Source organism: Vibrio algarum (assembly GCF_028204155.1).
Taxonomy (GTDB): Bacteria; Pseudomonadota; Gammaproteobacteria; order Enterobacterales; family Vibrionaceae; genus Vibrio; species Vibrio algarum.
In genome coordinates, this window is sequence record NZ_JAQLOI010000003.1 from 563163 (window position 1) to 578776 (window position 15614).

Consider the following 15614-nt stretch of genomic DNA (forward strand, 5'->3'; position numbering starts at 1 on the left):
CGCTAACTTCGAATGGTATTAATTAAGGCTTTTAACACTGTTGCGAACCATTAATGCCGGTTCTAATTGAATCTGTTTTCCTTGCTCCACCCGCTTTTCAATTCGATTAAGTAAGATGTCTACCGCCTTTTTCCCTAGCCGAAACTTAGGTTGATGAATCGTGGTTAGCGGTGGCACCATAAACTTAGCGATATAAACATCATCGTAACCAATAACGGAAAGATCCTCAGGGACTTTTACTCCTTTCTCACTGGCTGCATTAATTAACCCCATCGCCATCATATCGTTACACGCAAAAATGGCGCTGGGTAACTCACCTCGTTCATAAAGCGTGTTAAAAGCATCGTATCCACCATCGCACTCAAAATTAGAAGGTATAATCCATTTCTCTTCCATAGATATTCCCTCTTCCTGCAATGCCCTTTTAAAACCGGCAAAACGGATCTGAGCTTGATGACGATCTAATGGACCAGTGATACACCCTATTTCTCGATGTCCGTTTTCAATTAAGTGTTTAGCAGCCATATATCCGCCAAACTCTGAATTGTCTTTAATTTTATCACTAGGAAAGTGCGTTTCACCCCAGTCCATTACGACAGTCGGTATGTCCTGATATCGGTCAAAGACGTCTAAGTATTTACCTTCTAAAGTAGAACATAGCAACAATAAGCCATCGACTCTTTTTTCTAAAAGCGTATTGATTGACGCCTTCATTCGAGCTTCATCACCTTCGGTGTTACACAGGATCAAATTATAATCTTGCTCATAGCAATGTCGTTCGACCCCTTTAACTACTTCACCAAAGAAAGGATTGGTAGAGGTTGTTACCAATAAACCTATCGTACGTGTACGATTCATTTTAAGGCTACGAGCAAGAGCAGAAGGCGAGTAATTTAATTCTTTAGCCGCTTGCTGTACGCGGGCTGTTATCTCTTCACTTACATAACGAGTTTGGTTAATAACATGACTCACGGTGGAAGTAGAAACCTCCGCTAACTTTGCAATATCTTTCATTGAAGCCATGTGTTTACCTTTAATATTTTTAAATACTGTAAGACGCTATTGTTTTGCTAAAAATGCGTCAACTTCTTCCCGAGTAGGGATAGACGTTTGAGCACCAAAACGCGTGACTGAGATAGCCGCAGCCGCATGCGCTAAAATAACCGATTCTTTCAGGCTTTTTCCTTCAAGTAAACCCGTTACCAGGCCACCATTGAAAGTATCACCCGCAGCCGTCGTATCGGTTGCGTCTACTTTAAAACCAGCAATTATTTCACCTTTACCTTGCTCGTCACTCAACCAAACGCCCTTAGATCCTAAGGTAATCATCACTATTTTAATGCCCTTGGCATGCAATATATCTGAAGATACCTGAGCTGACTGTTCATCAAATACGGTCACACCAGTAAGCACTTCTGCTTCCGTTTCATTTGGTGTGATAATATCTACACAACTCAATAATTGGTCACTCAAGGCTGTTGCTGGAGCAGGGTTAAGCACCACTTTAGTTCCTGATGAACGAGCGGTTTTCGCAGCTAATTCCACACCATCCATTGGCGTTTCCAACTGCATTAATAAAAAATCAGCGTTCTCGATGGTATGCAGATGAGGCGTTATTCGTGCGGCATCTAGCTTCCCATTCGCTTCTGCAGAAATGCAGATGCTATTTTCACCAGTATCGGCTACCTGAATCATTGCGATACCCGTCGGCGTATTGTCTTCGATCAATACCGCTCCAATATCCATCCCTTCTTGAGAAAAACTGTTTTTAATCGCCACACCAAAAGCGTCATCACCAACACTGGCTATAAATCCAATATCAGCACCTAATCTAACAGCCGCTATCGCCTGATTTGCACCCTTACCACCAGGAATCACTTGATATCCAGTACCGTGCAGAGTTTCACCTGGTCTAGGAAAGGAGGGAACTTTTAGAACGTGGTCAGCATTTACGCTTCCAAGTACAATGAGCTTACTCATAAATTCAACCTATTGAGTAGAGGATATATAAACGGGAAAATCGAATAATTTGATTACTTTATCGAAATAAACAAATCATCGAATTCTCAAAAATATTCTATGACAAGGGAATACTCCCAAAGGGAGGTAATGCGAATAAAGACCTAAGGAACTTACTCACATTACCTAATAACAACTTACTTAAGAACGAGTTTTAGAGGTACTGGAATGTACTCTTCAACCATTTCGCCTTTAAGAATTTTGTCGGCAGTTTCAATACCAAGCGCACCAATAAGCTCAGGCTGTTGAGCAACCGTTGCTGCTAAGTCACCACGCATAACCGCTGCAACACCATCGTCAGTACCATCAAAGCCGACGATCATTACGTCTTTACCCGACGCCTGAACTGCACGAAGTGCTCCTAATGCCATTTCATCATTTTGAGCAAATACCGCTTGCACATTTGGGTTAGCTGCTAACAAGTTTTCCATTACGTTTAGACCTTTAGTACGGTCAAAATCAGCTGGTTGTGTTGCAAGAAGTTCCATTTTGCTGCCGTTTACTGCATTCATGAAGCCTTCACCACGTTCACGAGCCGCAGATGTACCAGCAATACCTTCAAGTTGGATTACTTTAGCGTTATTACCAATGGCTTCAACAATGAAGTTACCTGCTAGTTCACCACCTACTACATTATCTGACGCAATGTGGCTCGCAACTTTACCACGGCTTGCGCCACGGTCTAAGGTAAGAACAGGGATGTTAGTACCATTGATCATGCGGATAGCGTTTGAAACGGCATCTGAATCTGTTGGATTGATTAGAATAGCCTTAACGCCACGAACGGTTAAATCCTCTACATTAGATAGCTCTTTACTTGGGTCATTTTGCGAATCTAAAACGATCAGCTTATAGCCCAATTCTTCTGCTTTTTTCTCTGCACCATCTTTCATCGAAACGAAAAATGGGTTGTTTAGAGTAGATACCACTACTGCTAATGTATCTGCAGCGAATGCTGAAGCGCTCATTGATGCGGATAGAACAGCAGCTGAGACAAGAGTTGCGATCTTTTTCATTGTTGTAGTCCTTTGTTTCATTGTGAGAGCTAAACTCGGTCTAGCTCTTTATTGGTAGAGTTATTTATTTTTATTATCAACTAATACTGCCAGAAGTATAACGACAGCTTTGGCAATCATCTGATAGTAAGAAGATACGTCTAAAAGGTTTAATGCATTATTCAAGAAGCCAATAATCAATGCTCCGATTAAGGTTCCCATAATACGTCCACGCCCACCAGCTAAGCTGGTACCACCGAGTACAACAGCTGCAATAGCATCGAGCTCATAAGCCATCCCTGCCGTCGGCTGTGCCGATGACAAACGAGAAGTAACAATGAGACCCGCTAACGCAGCAAGTAAACCACAGATGGCGTATACACCAATTTTTACACGATCAACATTAATACCAGATAGGCGTGTTGCTGATTCATTACCACCTAAGGCGTATACATAACGGCCAAATCGCGTGTGGTTTAACACATACCATGCGGCCGAAAATACAATAACCATAATCCATACTGGAACCGGGATGCCTAGAGCATAGCCCGTACCAAACCATGCAAACGCATCAGCGGTATCAGTAAATCCAGTGGAAATAGGTCGTCCGTCGGTGTACACCATAGTGACACCACGTAATAAAGTCATAGTAACCAGTGTGGCAATAAAGGCCTGTACTTTGCCCTTTGCGATTATCACACCACTTATTGCGCCTAAGGCTGCACCTGCTAGCAGCGCAACAGGAACCGCAATAAATACAGAAACTTCCATCGCAATAAGGCTTGCAGCAAAAGCACCACAGAGTGCTAGCACAGACCCAACGCTCAAATCTATCCCTGCTGTTAATATAACTAACGTCATACCTACAGCAATAATTGCATTCACAGAAGTCTGTCTCAAAATATTGAGGATATTATCTACCGTGAAAAAATAGGGGTTTAAAAACGAAACCACGGCAATTAAAAACAGCAATGCGATTAGCGATTTCTGCTCGATTAGCCACTCTTTTGTTAATAGTTTTCTATCTTGCATGGGTTCTATCTTTTTAGTTGTTGTATTGTTACTCATGCTGCTACCTCACTTACTTTCTTACCAACAGCACAAGCCATAAGTTTTTCTTGATCCGCGTCTATTGCATTAAATTCACCACTGATATGGCCTTCATGCATGACAATTACTCGGTCACTCATACCTAAGACTTCTGGCATTTCAGAAGAGACCAAAATGATGCTCATTCCTTCTGATTTAAACTTATTGATGAGTTGGTAGATCTCCTTTTTTGCACCGACATCGACACCACGTGTTGGCTCATCCAGAATCAACACCTTCGGCCTAGTCATCAGCCCTTTTGCGATAGCCACTTTTTGTTGGTTACCACCAGAAAGGTTGCCAATTATCTGATTCCGACTTGGTGTTTTGATATTAAACAGACCGATAAAATCTTCTACCGCAGTCACCTCATCTTTATGTCGAATCTGAATACCATTCGTCAGCTGCTCTAAACAGCTCAGAGACATGTTTTCTTTGACCGATAAACTCAAAACCAAGCCATCACCTTTTCGATCTTCAGAAATATACGCGATGCCGTGAGCTAGGCCTTCTTGCGGACTTTGCGGATTAATGGCTTTACCGTCGAGCAACACTTCACCAGAATCTTTAGGCAATGCGCCATAGATAGCCTTCATCAACTCAGTACGTCCTGCTCCCATCAAACCAGAAATACCGAGTATCTCTCCTCTGTCCAATTTAAAGCTGACACCTTCAACACCTGAACCACAAAGGTTATTGACCTCTAAACAGGTGGTTCCGTGTACAGCATCTATACGAGGATATTGTTCTTCTAATTTACGACCCACCATCATCTCGATAAGAAGATCTTCATTGGTTTCCGCTACAGTACACTGACCGATGAATTTTCCGTCACGTAGTACGGTAATGTCATCACACATCTGAAATATTTCTTTCAATCGGTGCGAGATATAAACAATTCCGCAACCTTCTTCACGCAACTCAGCAATGACATTAAAGAGCGATTCTGTTTCGGTATCGGTTAATGCATCTGTTGGTTCATCCATAATGATGACTTTTGAGTCAAATGAGAGCGCTTTTGCAATCTCAACCATTTGTTGTTCACCAAGGCTTAATTCACCAAGCTGTTTTTTTGAACTGTGCTTTACATTTAACCGAGCAAGCAGCGCATCAGCTTCTTTATGCATTTCAGACCATTTAATGCGGCCGAACGGAGACACTTTCTCTCGTCCTAAAAATATGTTTTCTGCAATAGTCAGCTCGGGTATTAAATTCAACTCTTGATGGATAATACTGATGCCCGCTTCTTGAGAGTGTTTTGGTCCTTGAAACGCAGCCCTTTCACCTTGATAACGAATTTCACCAGCATCTAATGAGTAAATCCCCGTCAGAACCTTCATCAACGTAGACTTTCCTGCCCCGTTCTCGCCAAGCAGTGCCATGACACGACCTGGGTAAACATTTAAGCAAGCATTATCGAGCGCTTTCACACCAGGAAAGGCTTTATCTATTCCGGTTAGCTCTAAAATTGGTTGAGTCATTACTCTTCCTCGAAATGTCCGCGTTTAAAAGGTAACGCCAGTTTGAAAAATCACATTGGCGTAAGGTGTACATTCACCCGTTCTAACGATAGCTTTACTATCAAAAGAACGAACTTTAAACTCTTCGTGAGAAACGTAGGTAACATTTGTTTCTTTTCCTGTGCTTTCACTGTCTTTTTTGATTACTTCAAGCAACTGAGAATGTAACTCAGGACTAACTTGTTTCGTCTCTTCTGCAATGATAACGCCTTCTATTTGAGACTCACTTAACAGAACTTCCACTGTCTGAATAAACCCAGGAACACCGTGTGTTAAAGCTAGGTCAATGCGCTCTACACCTTCCGGAATAGGCAATCCAGCATCACCAATAGTAATTTCATCTGTATGCCCTAACGTTGCAACAAGATATGAGAGCTCTGAATTCAATAAACGTGTTTTTTTCATATTGATGACCTAATTGTGTAAACCTCAAAGCAAGGACATGTAATTTGGTAAGAAGAATCGGCCCAAACTTAACCTCACTATCGAAACGTTTCGATACACTCAAAAACAACACCATCGAAACGTTTCGATAGAATATAGCTTCTCAATTATTTTTTGCCTTATAGGAAAAATAAATGTGTGATAAAGGTCTTAAGAAATATTCATTTTGAAAATGAAAAACAGAGGTTGGTCACTAATTAAGTAAACTGTAAATAGGGTGTTTGATAAAGCAGAGAGCGAAAATTGAAGTTTTAAGGAAGTGCATAGCAGGTATTTGATCATAATACCTGCTACTAAATCAGAACACTATTTAAGGATTCTAGCTCTAAATTTACGGCCTTTTAACTTGCCATTTTCGAGCTTTTTGAGTGCAGCTTTCACAACATTTTTATGCACAGCAACATAAGAACGCATATCAAATAGGTTAATTTTGCCTACTTTTTTACCATCTATGCCATCTTGCCCAGTCAAAGCACCTAAAATATCACCTGCACGGACTTTTTGCTTCTTGCCACCCGATATTTCAATGGTAACCATCTCAGCTTGGTAAGTGGCTTCACTAAGCACCTCTTCATCAGGTAAAGCTATTGGTTCTATTGGAAGATCCATATATTCGTCTATCTGAGCGACACGGTGCATCTCATTGCTGCTAAACAGACTACATGCCATACCTTTGCTTCCAGCGCGGCCCGTACGACCAATGCGATGGACGTGAACTTCAGGATCACGAGATAGCTGATAATTTATAACCATGTCTAGATTATCAACATCAAGTCCGCGTGCCGCGACATCGGTGGCGATGAGAATAGAAATACTCTTATTCGAAAACTGAACCAACGATTGGTTACGATCTCTCTGCTCCAAATCGCCATGAAGATCAATAACGTCAAAGCCTTCTTGGTACAACTCTTCTGCAACTTCTTGTACTTCTCGCTTTGTATTACAGAAGATAACTGAAGACTCTGGACGGTGCTTCAATAGCAGTTTCTTGACCGCATTCAATCTGTCGGCGTCATTGCCTACTTTGTAGAAGAATTGCGTAATACTTGAATTGTCATGAGTGGCTTCAACTTTAACCAATTCAGCATTTTTCATTATTCTATTGGCAACCGTTTGAATCTGCTCTGGGAATGTCGCGCTAAATAATAGTGTTTGACGATCGGTTGGTGCTTCATCAATGATGGCATCTAATGCGTCTTGAAAACCCATATCCAACATTCTATCGGCTTCATCCAAAACCAATGTGTTTAGCTCAGAAAGATCAATTCGATCCTTCTCTAAGTGATCTAATATACGCCCTGGTGTACCCACTAAGATATGAGCACCATGCTCAAGCGAGCCTATTTGTGGCCCCATTGGCATACCACCGCAAAGTGTTAGTACCTTTATATTATGAATAGAACGCGCCAGTGTTCTGATCTCTTTTGCGACTTGATCGGCTAATTCTCGAGTGGGACATAGTACTAACGACTGCACTCTAAAGCGCTTAACATTGAGATTAGTTAACAGGCTTAGTCCAAACGCAGCCGTCTTACCAGAGCCGGTTTTACCCTGCCCAATAACGTCCACGCCCTTGAGCATTAATGGTAACGCTTTTGCTTGAATAGGTGTCATTGAGGTGTAGCCCAATGTATCCAAGTTTTGTAATAAAGCTGGCGACAGAGTGAGAGTAGAAAATGGAATCTGGCTCAAAGGAATGTCCTATCGGTTATGGTGTGACGAAATTGGAAGCGCACGATAACTGTATCGCCTTTCTATTACAACAATTAGTTAAAATGTCGCCAGTTTAATTCTCTTCATGTAACCAGTCTAATTCTCTTCATGTAAATAGTAGCAAAGGATGTCATCGCTCTTATTTTGTCTGATAAGTTATTTATTGGATTGGGTATTAAGAATTATCTATCGTTTTAATGATCTTACAAGGATTACCGGCTGCAACCACATTTTCAGGGATATTTTTGGTCACCACGGCACCAGCGCCAATGACTGAGTTAGATCCTATAGTCACACCGGGGCATACGATAACCCCTCCACCTATCCAAACATTGTCACCAATAGTAATCGGCAAACCAAATTCTACACCCTGTTCGACTCTGCCTTTCACATCCGTTGGATGACCAGCGGTATAGATCTGAACATTAGGTGCAAACATAACGTTATCACCTATTTCTACTCGGTTTACATCTAAAATAATGCAATTAAAATTAGCGTAAAAATTCTTACCTACACGAATATTACTGCCGTAGTCGCAACGAAATGGAGGTTCGATATAAGTATCGTCTGTGGCATTGGATATCAACTGCTGAATTGACGCTATCCATTCTTCAGTATCTGGAATGCTATTATTTAGCCTATGCAGAGTTTGGCGGCAAGCTATACGTTCTGCATATAACTCTTTATCCCAAGCTAAATAGGGCTCACCAGCAAGCATTTTTTCCCTTTCACTTCTCATTCTACAATTTAGTCCTTCTTTTTTAACCAAAGCACTGCATATGGTCCGAGTACGATATCTTGGCCTAAACCTACTTTGTTTCCTGTCAATACATCCACAATTTCATCCGCATCAAGAAGGTCACAAATAGAGGCGGGTACTGATTGTGTCTGCTCACTGAAGTTACAAATCGATAAGAACTTGTCGCCATTTTCATGCTCACGAGAATAAGCAAATAAATGCGAACGATAAGTTTCCAAAACTTCGGTTGTCGCTTCACCAAAGACGGGTGAAGACTGTCGTATAGCGATCATTTGTCGAAGTTGACGATTTATTATCCCTTGTGGGGTGGTTGCTCGTTTCGCCACATTAACCAGTTCTGGCGTAATTTCTGGTCGGTTAACCCAACGAGAATCGTCCCGCTTAAACTCATCACCTAAATAACTGTGATCATTTAATACACCAAGCTCATCGCCTTGATAGATAAGCGGAATACCACCAATACTTAGATTGATACTGTTAAGCAATAATATTCGTTTTATTGCCAAATCCATTTCCAGTGTGTCGCCAGAGTCTATTGCTTTTTCTAATCCTGACAATGAAGCTAGCGATCCACAAACTCGGCAATCACCCGTTGCTGGATTTTCCTGAAAAGGAACGCCCTTTGCGAAGGAGCCTTCAAAGCGCCCCGTATAATATTGATTCAAGAACTTACGGTGATCATAGCCGTTAATCCCTAATTGGCCAGCCAAATCATCATCAAATGTCCAACCAATATCATCGTGACAACGAATGTAGTTTACCCAGGCACAGTCATCGGCAATTTCAAAGCTTTTCTTAAGCGAAGCCGTTAATAGCTTGGTTTCTCGAGTGGCTAAACTTTCCCACATCAATGCCATCATGAGTGGATTATAGGAAAGCTGGCACTCTTTGCTATCTATATACTTTGCCACTTCATCTGGGTGAACAATCGCTTCTGACTTGAATTGAACGGCTGGAGCAACTATCCGCAAACACAAATTAAATGCCTGAATAAGAGTATGGGCTTTTGGTAGGCTTTCGCAAAGGGTCCATTTCTCTTTCCAAATAAAGGCAAGTGCATCTAAACGTAGCCCTTCGCAGCCTATATTGGCTAAATAGAGCATTTCGTCCGTAATGGCGTTAAATACGGTAGGATTAGAAAAATTGAGGTCCCACTGGAAACTATTAAATGTAGTCCATACCCATTGATTGTGGCTTTCTAAATAAGTAAAGCTGCCTCTCCTGACTGCTGGAAAGATCTCACGACAGGTCTGATTGTACTCATCCACCTGCTTTTTATCATCGAAAAAATAGTAGTAATCGGCATACTCTGGATCACCTGCTAACGCTTTTTGCGCCCATTCATGCTCGTTTGATGTGTGGTTAAATACAAAGTCGAGTACGAGGCTAATTCCTTCAGTGCTAAAAGCCTCCGCCAACTCTAATAAATCTTTTTCAGTACCCAAACGTGGATCTACACGCCGATAATCCGACACCGCATAGCCACCATCACTATCGCCTTCAGGGCTCAGGTAAAGAGGCATTAAGTGGACATAATTAATACCCAAACTCTTAAAGTACGGTATTTTTTTCTTTAGATTTTTTAAATTACCCGCAAATAAATCGACATAGAGAGCCATCCCCAACATTTTTTCACTACGATACCAATTAGGCTCTAGCAATCGTTGCTCGTCCCTCATCTTCAGGCTAGGTTTTCGGCTCGCAAACGCGGATGCTAATACAGTAACAAGCTTTTCTAAGTGGAAGAAAAAATCATATTTATCTGCGTACAAGTCGTGTAACTTGGAAACCAACTCAGGAAAGTGTTGCTCTAGACGTGTCAAAAACAGCTTTTCGTCTTTTTTGGTTAATTTAGGTAGAGAAACAGAACTCAAGACTTGTTTTAGTGCTTTCTCGCTCAACGGTTTAGACAGCATTGAGAACTCCCTCGTTACAACTGATTTTTCAATATAGGAGAAACATCATATTCAACTTAATCGATTAAGTAACAGTTAAGAAGATTTTTAAGTCTTATTTTGTGAAGCTAATCGTCAAGATTACTCAAAGGAAGGAGTAACCACCGAAAATCTCTGTTCATTCAGTGGTTATTATCAGGGATTGTATCTAAATCAACATCGCTATTGCTAAGCAAAAACTAAAAAAACTGAATCGACTTTCTGCCATTGTCTTTCTTCTCAGGCTCCTCTTGCTCAACCTTCGGTTTTTCACTTTCTGACTCTTCCATTTCTAACGGTAATTCTTCTTTTTCAACCTGACTAAATTCATCTGCCGCGTTCTGCTCTATAGATTCTACTTCCATATCGCTAACCTGATACTCATGAGCGACCATGTCTTCTTCAAATACTTCAGGCAACTCGCCTTCAGGAAGATCACATAAAATAACGTAGTATTCTTGGTTGAATTCCACCAAATCACCATCGTACATTTTTCGACGTTTTCTAGTCTCTATTTCACCATTAACAGCAACATAACCTTCTGAGATAATATGTTTCGCCTCACCTCCGCCATTAACCAAATTCGCTATTTTAAAAATTTTATATAGCTCAATGGGTTGGCTATTGACCTCAATACCGATCGCCTCTATTTCTACTTCATCAGAAGCAAGATCGTCTGGTTGCTCTTCGTACATGGGAATGACCTATAGGGATAATTGAGCGTAGTGTAACAAAAAATATTGGGAATTGGATGGCACGATAAATATAAGTTAGTTTGAGAAATGATTGGACCTAAGTCTGGAAAGTAAAAAGCCATGACTTTCAAAATCATGGCTTCTAACCTTCTTATTTCTTATTTCTTATTTCTTATTTCTTATAGAATACTCGACAAGAACGTTTTTAGTCTTGGGTGAGATGGATTTTCGAAAAAGTTTTCAGGGACATCATCAACCAGAAGTTGACCATCTTCCATAAACAAGACTCTATCCGCTACTTCGCTAGCAAAACCCATTTCATGGGTAACGACAACCATTGTCATGCCCTCTTCAGCAAGCGATTTCATGACTTCAAGAACCTCCCCAACCATTTCAGGGTCAAGCGCAGAAGTGGGTTCATCAAACAGCATAAGATCTGGCTTCATCGCTAATGCACGAGCTATGGCAACACGCTGTTGTTGTCCACCAGAAAGTTGGCTTGGGAACACATCTATTTTCTCAGCCAAACCTACCCTTTTAAGCAACTTTTCGGCATCTTTCTCGACCTGATTTTTATCCAGTTTAGACACCTTCAAAGGTGCTAACATCACGTTTTTTTCACTGAAAGGTGCGGAAAAAGATTAAACGATTGAAAAACCATGCCCACATTTTCTCGCAATACATTGATATCTGTAGAAGAGTCATACATGTTGATACCATCAATGACAATATCACCATCGGTCACGGTTTCTAGTTGGTTTAACGTACGTAGAAAAGTAGATTTCCCTGAGCCCGACGGCCCTATAATAACCACTACTTCTCCACGTTTTACAGTAACGGAAACCTTTTTAAGAGCATGGCAACCGTTATCATAAATTTTATCTACACATGCGGCGACGACCATGTCTTCGCCTTTATAATCCGCTCTAGTCACTATTTGATAACCTTTTCTCTATGCGTTGCACGCCGATCGAAAGCGTAGAAGTAATAACAAGATAAAGTGCCGCAACCGCGAACCATACTTCAAACGTAGCAAAACTACCTGCAACCACTTCACGACCTGCTTTGGTTAAGTCTGTAATTGATATCACAGACACCAGTGAGGAATCTTTTACTAAATTTATTAATTGTCCAGCCATCGGAGGTAGTGTGCGTTTGAACGCTTGCGGCAAAATAACGTACGTCATTGCCTTGGGGTAACTCATTCCCAGAGAGCGTGCCGCTTCCATTTGGCCCGGTGGAATAGATTGAATACCTGAACGAATTATTTCTGCAATGTACGCACCTGTAAATACAGACAATGCTGTAATACCTGCCGTAAATCGATCTAATTCAAAAATGGTTCCTAAGAAAAAATACACTATAAAGATTTGTACGAGCAACGGAGTACCCCGAATAATCTCAACGTACAAAAAAGCAAAATTTCGGCTTAAAGGGTTTGTAGATATGCGCATTAAAGCAGCAAAAAGCCCAATCACAATAGCAAAACAGAGTGATATTATAGAAAGTTGAATAGTGGTTATTAGCCCCTTAAGAAGCACACCCATGCTCTGCTGGTTCACACTAGAGATAGTATCTCCAGAAAACACAAGGTCACCCTCAAAAACAAATACATCGTCTGCTTTTTCAATACGTTGAGCAGGGTCACCGTTATCAAACTCAATAACAACAGTACCGTTTTCACTTAAGGCTACGGTACCGTCACCATTGGCTAATGTTTCAATAGGAGATGAGTCAATGATGTAAGGAACTATTCGATTCCACTGCCACGTATAATTTATTTTCTGAGAAGCCGTGTAAACAGAAAAACCGATGCCAATAAGAGCAAGTACAAACAAAAGTTGCCAAGCCCAATTATTCTTTTTATGTTGCATATCAATACCAGAAATGAAAGTAAAAAAAGCCAGTAGCAACGTGCTACTGGCTTTTTTACTTAATTAATTTGTTTTAACCAAGCATCACTTTTGAACCACTTATCGTAAATACGATCATAAGTGCCGTCACCTTTGATCTGACGAAGGAAGTTGTTCAAAAAGTTAACCATATCTGGATCACCTTGCTTAACAGCCCAACCAAGAGGCTCATAAGTAAAAGGTTCTAGGATTGAATCAACTTTATCGCTGTTTTGAGCTGCATAAATAGAAACGAAAGGCATATCATAAATCATTGCATCTGCTTTACCGTTAATCACTTCCATAGCCGCATCAGTTTCAGTCTCAAATGCATTGTACTTAGCCTTACTTAGCATTCTCTTAACAACCACCTCGCCAGTTGTTCCAAGCTTACTAGTCACTGTGTATTTCGGATCATTTAGATCTTTATAACTGTTGATTTCGCCTTTTAACTTAGGGTTTACAATAATGGATTGGCCAACAATTATATACGGGTCAGCAAAGTTAACCTTCATGTTTCGCTGGGCATTGATTGTCATACCCGCCATGATTAAGTCACATTTACCAGTAATTAGCGCAGGAATAATTCCATCCCATGCCGTGTTAACAGGTACATACTTCACACCCATTTGTTTTGCCATTACTTTACCTAAGTCAATATCAAAGCCAATGTAGCTGTTGTTTTTTGACTTCATTTCGAACGGCATATAACCAGCGTCAAAACATGCACGCAACTCACCAGATTCAGCAATACCATCTAAAACGGGTCCAGCATTCGCACTTGCGGAGCAGAAGATTATCGCGCCAAGAGCCGCTAACTTGCCTATTTTATGTTTCATTTTGTTAATTCCTTGTTATTTTTGTTAACAATACCATCCATTAATGGGTTTTTATTCATATAAACTAGATATTATTGCATCAAAAGGCATTTGTACAGCATAAATACGCAACGAGGATACCAAGGGCATTATACGTAACCACCAAAATTGTGCATTTAGCATTACGTAAAGCAAGAGATGTGCCGATAATTAAATACGTACTTATTGATAAAAATAAGAGTTATATATTGCACAAACAAACAAAAACAGATTAAAATATCGAAAAGTATCTGTTTTGTATTTTACAAATAAAACAGTCGCACTATATTTGTGCGAAAAAGGAGGGAGCGAGCTAAATTGGTGCTACTAGCAATTGTTCGTTAAATAGCCATCTATGCAGAATAAACGGCTAAATATTATTTGATAGTCGATGACACACTGAAGGTTAACTTTCTACCCACTATCTACGTATTAGTTTTCTTGGAATCAATTCAATCCCGGATTGCTGACGCTTTGCAGAAGCCGTAAGAGCAAGAGCAAGAGCGCTATCAGAGATCAATTCAAACTGTTGAGGCAACGAATTAACTTTAATCGGCAGAAAATCGAGTAACCTATTGTCACCGAATGTGCCCAATTTTATATTAGACATTAACTTTGGATGCTCTAACAACACATCTAACACCCCTTCCAATAAAGTGTAAGATGTAACGACAATCGCATCAGGTACGGTTTTGTCTCTCACCCATTCTGCAAGTACCGTTTTTCCTTCTTCCCTATTAAAATGTTTTCCATATCCAACAATAGTATTTTTTTTATGCGCCCGTACCGCTGCTTCAAAGCCCAACTGTCTATCTTTGGAAACACTTAACTCAGGCAGAGCACCAATCAACCCTACAGTTTCAACACTAGAAGATAAGACCGAGTTAGTTAAATCAAAAGCGGACGTATAATCTTCACTAATAACGCAACCAAAATGCTCATCATCCAACGGCCGGTCTATTGCGACAACTGGCGTTCCGGCTTTTTGTACCTTTAAGTAATATTCGTTTGCTTTAGGTAAACAAGTTGCAACAAAAAGTGCATCAATTCGCCTGCTCAATAATGCATCAGCTAAACTCTCTTCGATTTCTGGTGCATCATCGCTACAGCCAATCAAAATTTGGTAGCCTGCCTTACGTGAGTTTTGCTCTAGTAGTTTGGCTAGTTTTGCATAACTAGAATTTTCCAAATCTGGAATAATTAGACCAAATGAACGGCTATTTCCTGCACGTAACGAGGAAGCCGCATGATCAGGACGGTAACTATGCTGGTTAACAACCGCCATAACTTTCTGCTGGGTCTTCTCACTTATACGATACTTTTTTGCTTTCCCATTGATAACATAGCTTGCTGTGGTCTTTGAGACACCCGCCAATTTTGCTACTTCATTTAGTGTCATTTCAGTGCCTTTTTGTGTCGCTGATCAAAATTTTATAGATTATTTATCATTCTGACTTGAATTATACGCTGAACCGATTCAGTATTATAGCTGAAAGGATTCAGCAAAGCTTGAAACATGACTTAAATCACCTAATCCGCATAAATATAGAATGGCGGTAGGTTTCAGCAGCATGATTTGATGTTTGCTGAATTTTTTAAACAAATGCTGAACCGATTCAGCATTTGTTCCTAACAATGAATCGGTAGATTAAAAGCCAATAGACCCAATTAGTGAAGCTCACCGAAAAGAGCAAAT

The 15614-nt window shown here is 40.5% G+C and carries 13 protein-coding genes and 1 pseudogene; all 14 read right to left on the bottom strand.

All coding sequences use genetic code 11. The features are described from left to right. Positions 1-18: 18 nt before the first annotated feature. Positions 19-1023 carry a substrate-binding domain-containing protein gene (locus tag PGX00_RS17900; RefSeq protein ID WP_272139125.1) on the bottom strand — a complete coding sequence of 335 codons (1005 nt, stop codon included), beginning with the start codon at positions 1021-1023 and terminating at the stop codon, positions 19-21. Positions 1024-1059: 36 nt separating this feature from the next. Beyond that, a complete protein-coding gene (rbsK, locus tag PGX00_RS17905; RefSeq protein WP_272139127.1) occupies positions 1060-1980 on the bottom strand; it encodes a ribokinase in 921 nt (306 codons plus the stop codon). 176 nt (positions 1981-2156) lie between these two features. Next, positions 2157-3035 (bottom strand): ribose ABC transporter substrate-binding protein RbsB, encoded by an 879-nt coding sequence (gene rbsB, locus PGX00_RS17910; protein WP_272139129.1) that lies wholly within the window; start codon positions 3033-3035, stop codon positions 2157-2159. A 60-nt stretch (positions 3036-3095) separates the two neighbouring features. Continuing rightward, positions 3096-4082: a ribose ABC transporter permease gene (gene rbsC / locus PGX00_RS17915; RefSeq protein ID WP_272139131.1), complete on the bottom strand. Its 987-nt coding sequence runs from the start codon at positions 4080-4082 to the stop codon at positions 3096-3098. Further along, on the bottom strand, positions 4079-5584 hold the full coding sequence (rbsA, locus tag PGX00_RS17920; protein WP_272139133.1) for a ribose ABC transporter ATP-binding protein RbsA: 1506 nt from the start codon (positions 5582-5584) through the stop codon (positions 4079-4081). Before rbsA ends, rbsC begins: the two co-directional genes overlap by 4 nt. 24 nt (positions 5585-5608) lie before the next feature. Then, positions 5609-6028: a D-ribose pyranase gene (gene rbsD, locus PGX00_RS17925; protein ID WP_272139135.1), complete on the bottom strand. Its 420-nt coding sequence runs from the start codon at positions 6026-6028 to the stop codon at positions 5609-5611. A 345-nt stretch (positions 6029-6373) separates the two neighbouring features. Then, the gene (dbpA, locus tag PGX00_RS17930; protein ID WP_272139136.1) at positions 6374-7759 is read right to left on the bottom strand and encodes an ATP-dependent RNA helicase DbpA; all 1386 of its coding nucleotides are present in this window, start codon (positions 7757-7759) and stop codon (positions 6374-6376) included. A gap of 196 nt (positions 7760-7955) precedes the next feature. Further along, positions 7956-8519 carry a sugar O-acetyltransferase gene (locus tag PGX00_RS17935; protein ID WP_272139137.1) on the bottom strand — a complete coding sequence of 188 codons (564 nt, stop codon included), beginning with the start codon at positions 8517-8519 and terminating at the stop codon, positions 7956-7958. A gap of 8 nt (positions 8520-8527) precedes the next feature. Continuing rightward, positions 8528-10456: an alpha-amylase family glycosyl hydrolase gene (locus PGX00_RS17940; protein ID WP_272139138.1), complete on the bottom strand. Its 1929-nt coding sequence runs from the start codon at positions 10454-10456 to the stop codon at positions 8528-8530. A 218-nt stretch (positions 10457-10674) separates the two neighbouring features. Further along, positions 10675-11169, bottom strand: a complete 495-nt coding sequence (locus PGX00_RS17945) for an RNA-binding S4 domain-containing protein (protein ID WP_272139139.1) — start codon at positions 11167-11169, stop codon at positions 10675-10677. Positions 11170-11348: 179 nt separating this feature from the next. Next, positions 11349-12073, bottom strand: a pseudogene (locus PGX00_RS17950) (amino acid ABC transporter ATP-binding protein). A 22-nt stretch (positions 12074-12095) separates the two neighbouring features. Beyond that, a complete protein-coding gene (locus tag PGX00_RS17955) occupies positions 12096-13043 on the bottom strand; it encodes an amino acid ABC transporter permease (RefSeq protein WP_272139140.1) in 948 nt (315 codons plus the stop codon). Between the two features lie 59 nt (positions 13044-13102). Then, positions 13103-13900 (bottom strand): transporter substrate-binding domain-containing protein, encoded by a 798-nt coding sequence (locus PGX00_RS17960; RefSeq protein WP_272139142.1) that lies wholly within the window; start codon positions 13898-13900, stop codon positions 13103-13105. A gap of 439 nt (positions 13901-14339) precedes the next feature. Beyond that, positions 14340-15317: a catabolite repressor/activator gene (cra, locus tag PGX00_RS17965; RefSeq protein WP_272139144.1), complete on the bottom strand. Its 978-nt coding sequence runs from the start codon at positions 15315-15317 to the stop codon at positions 14340-14342. Between the last annotated feature and the right edge of the window lie 297 nt (positions 15318-15614).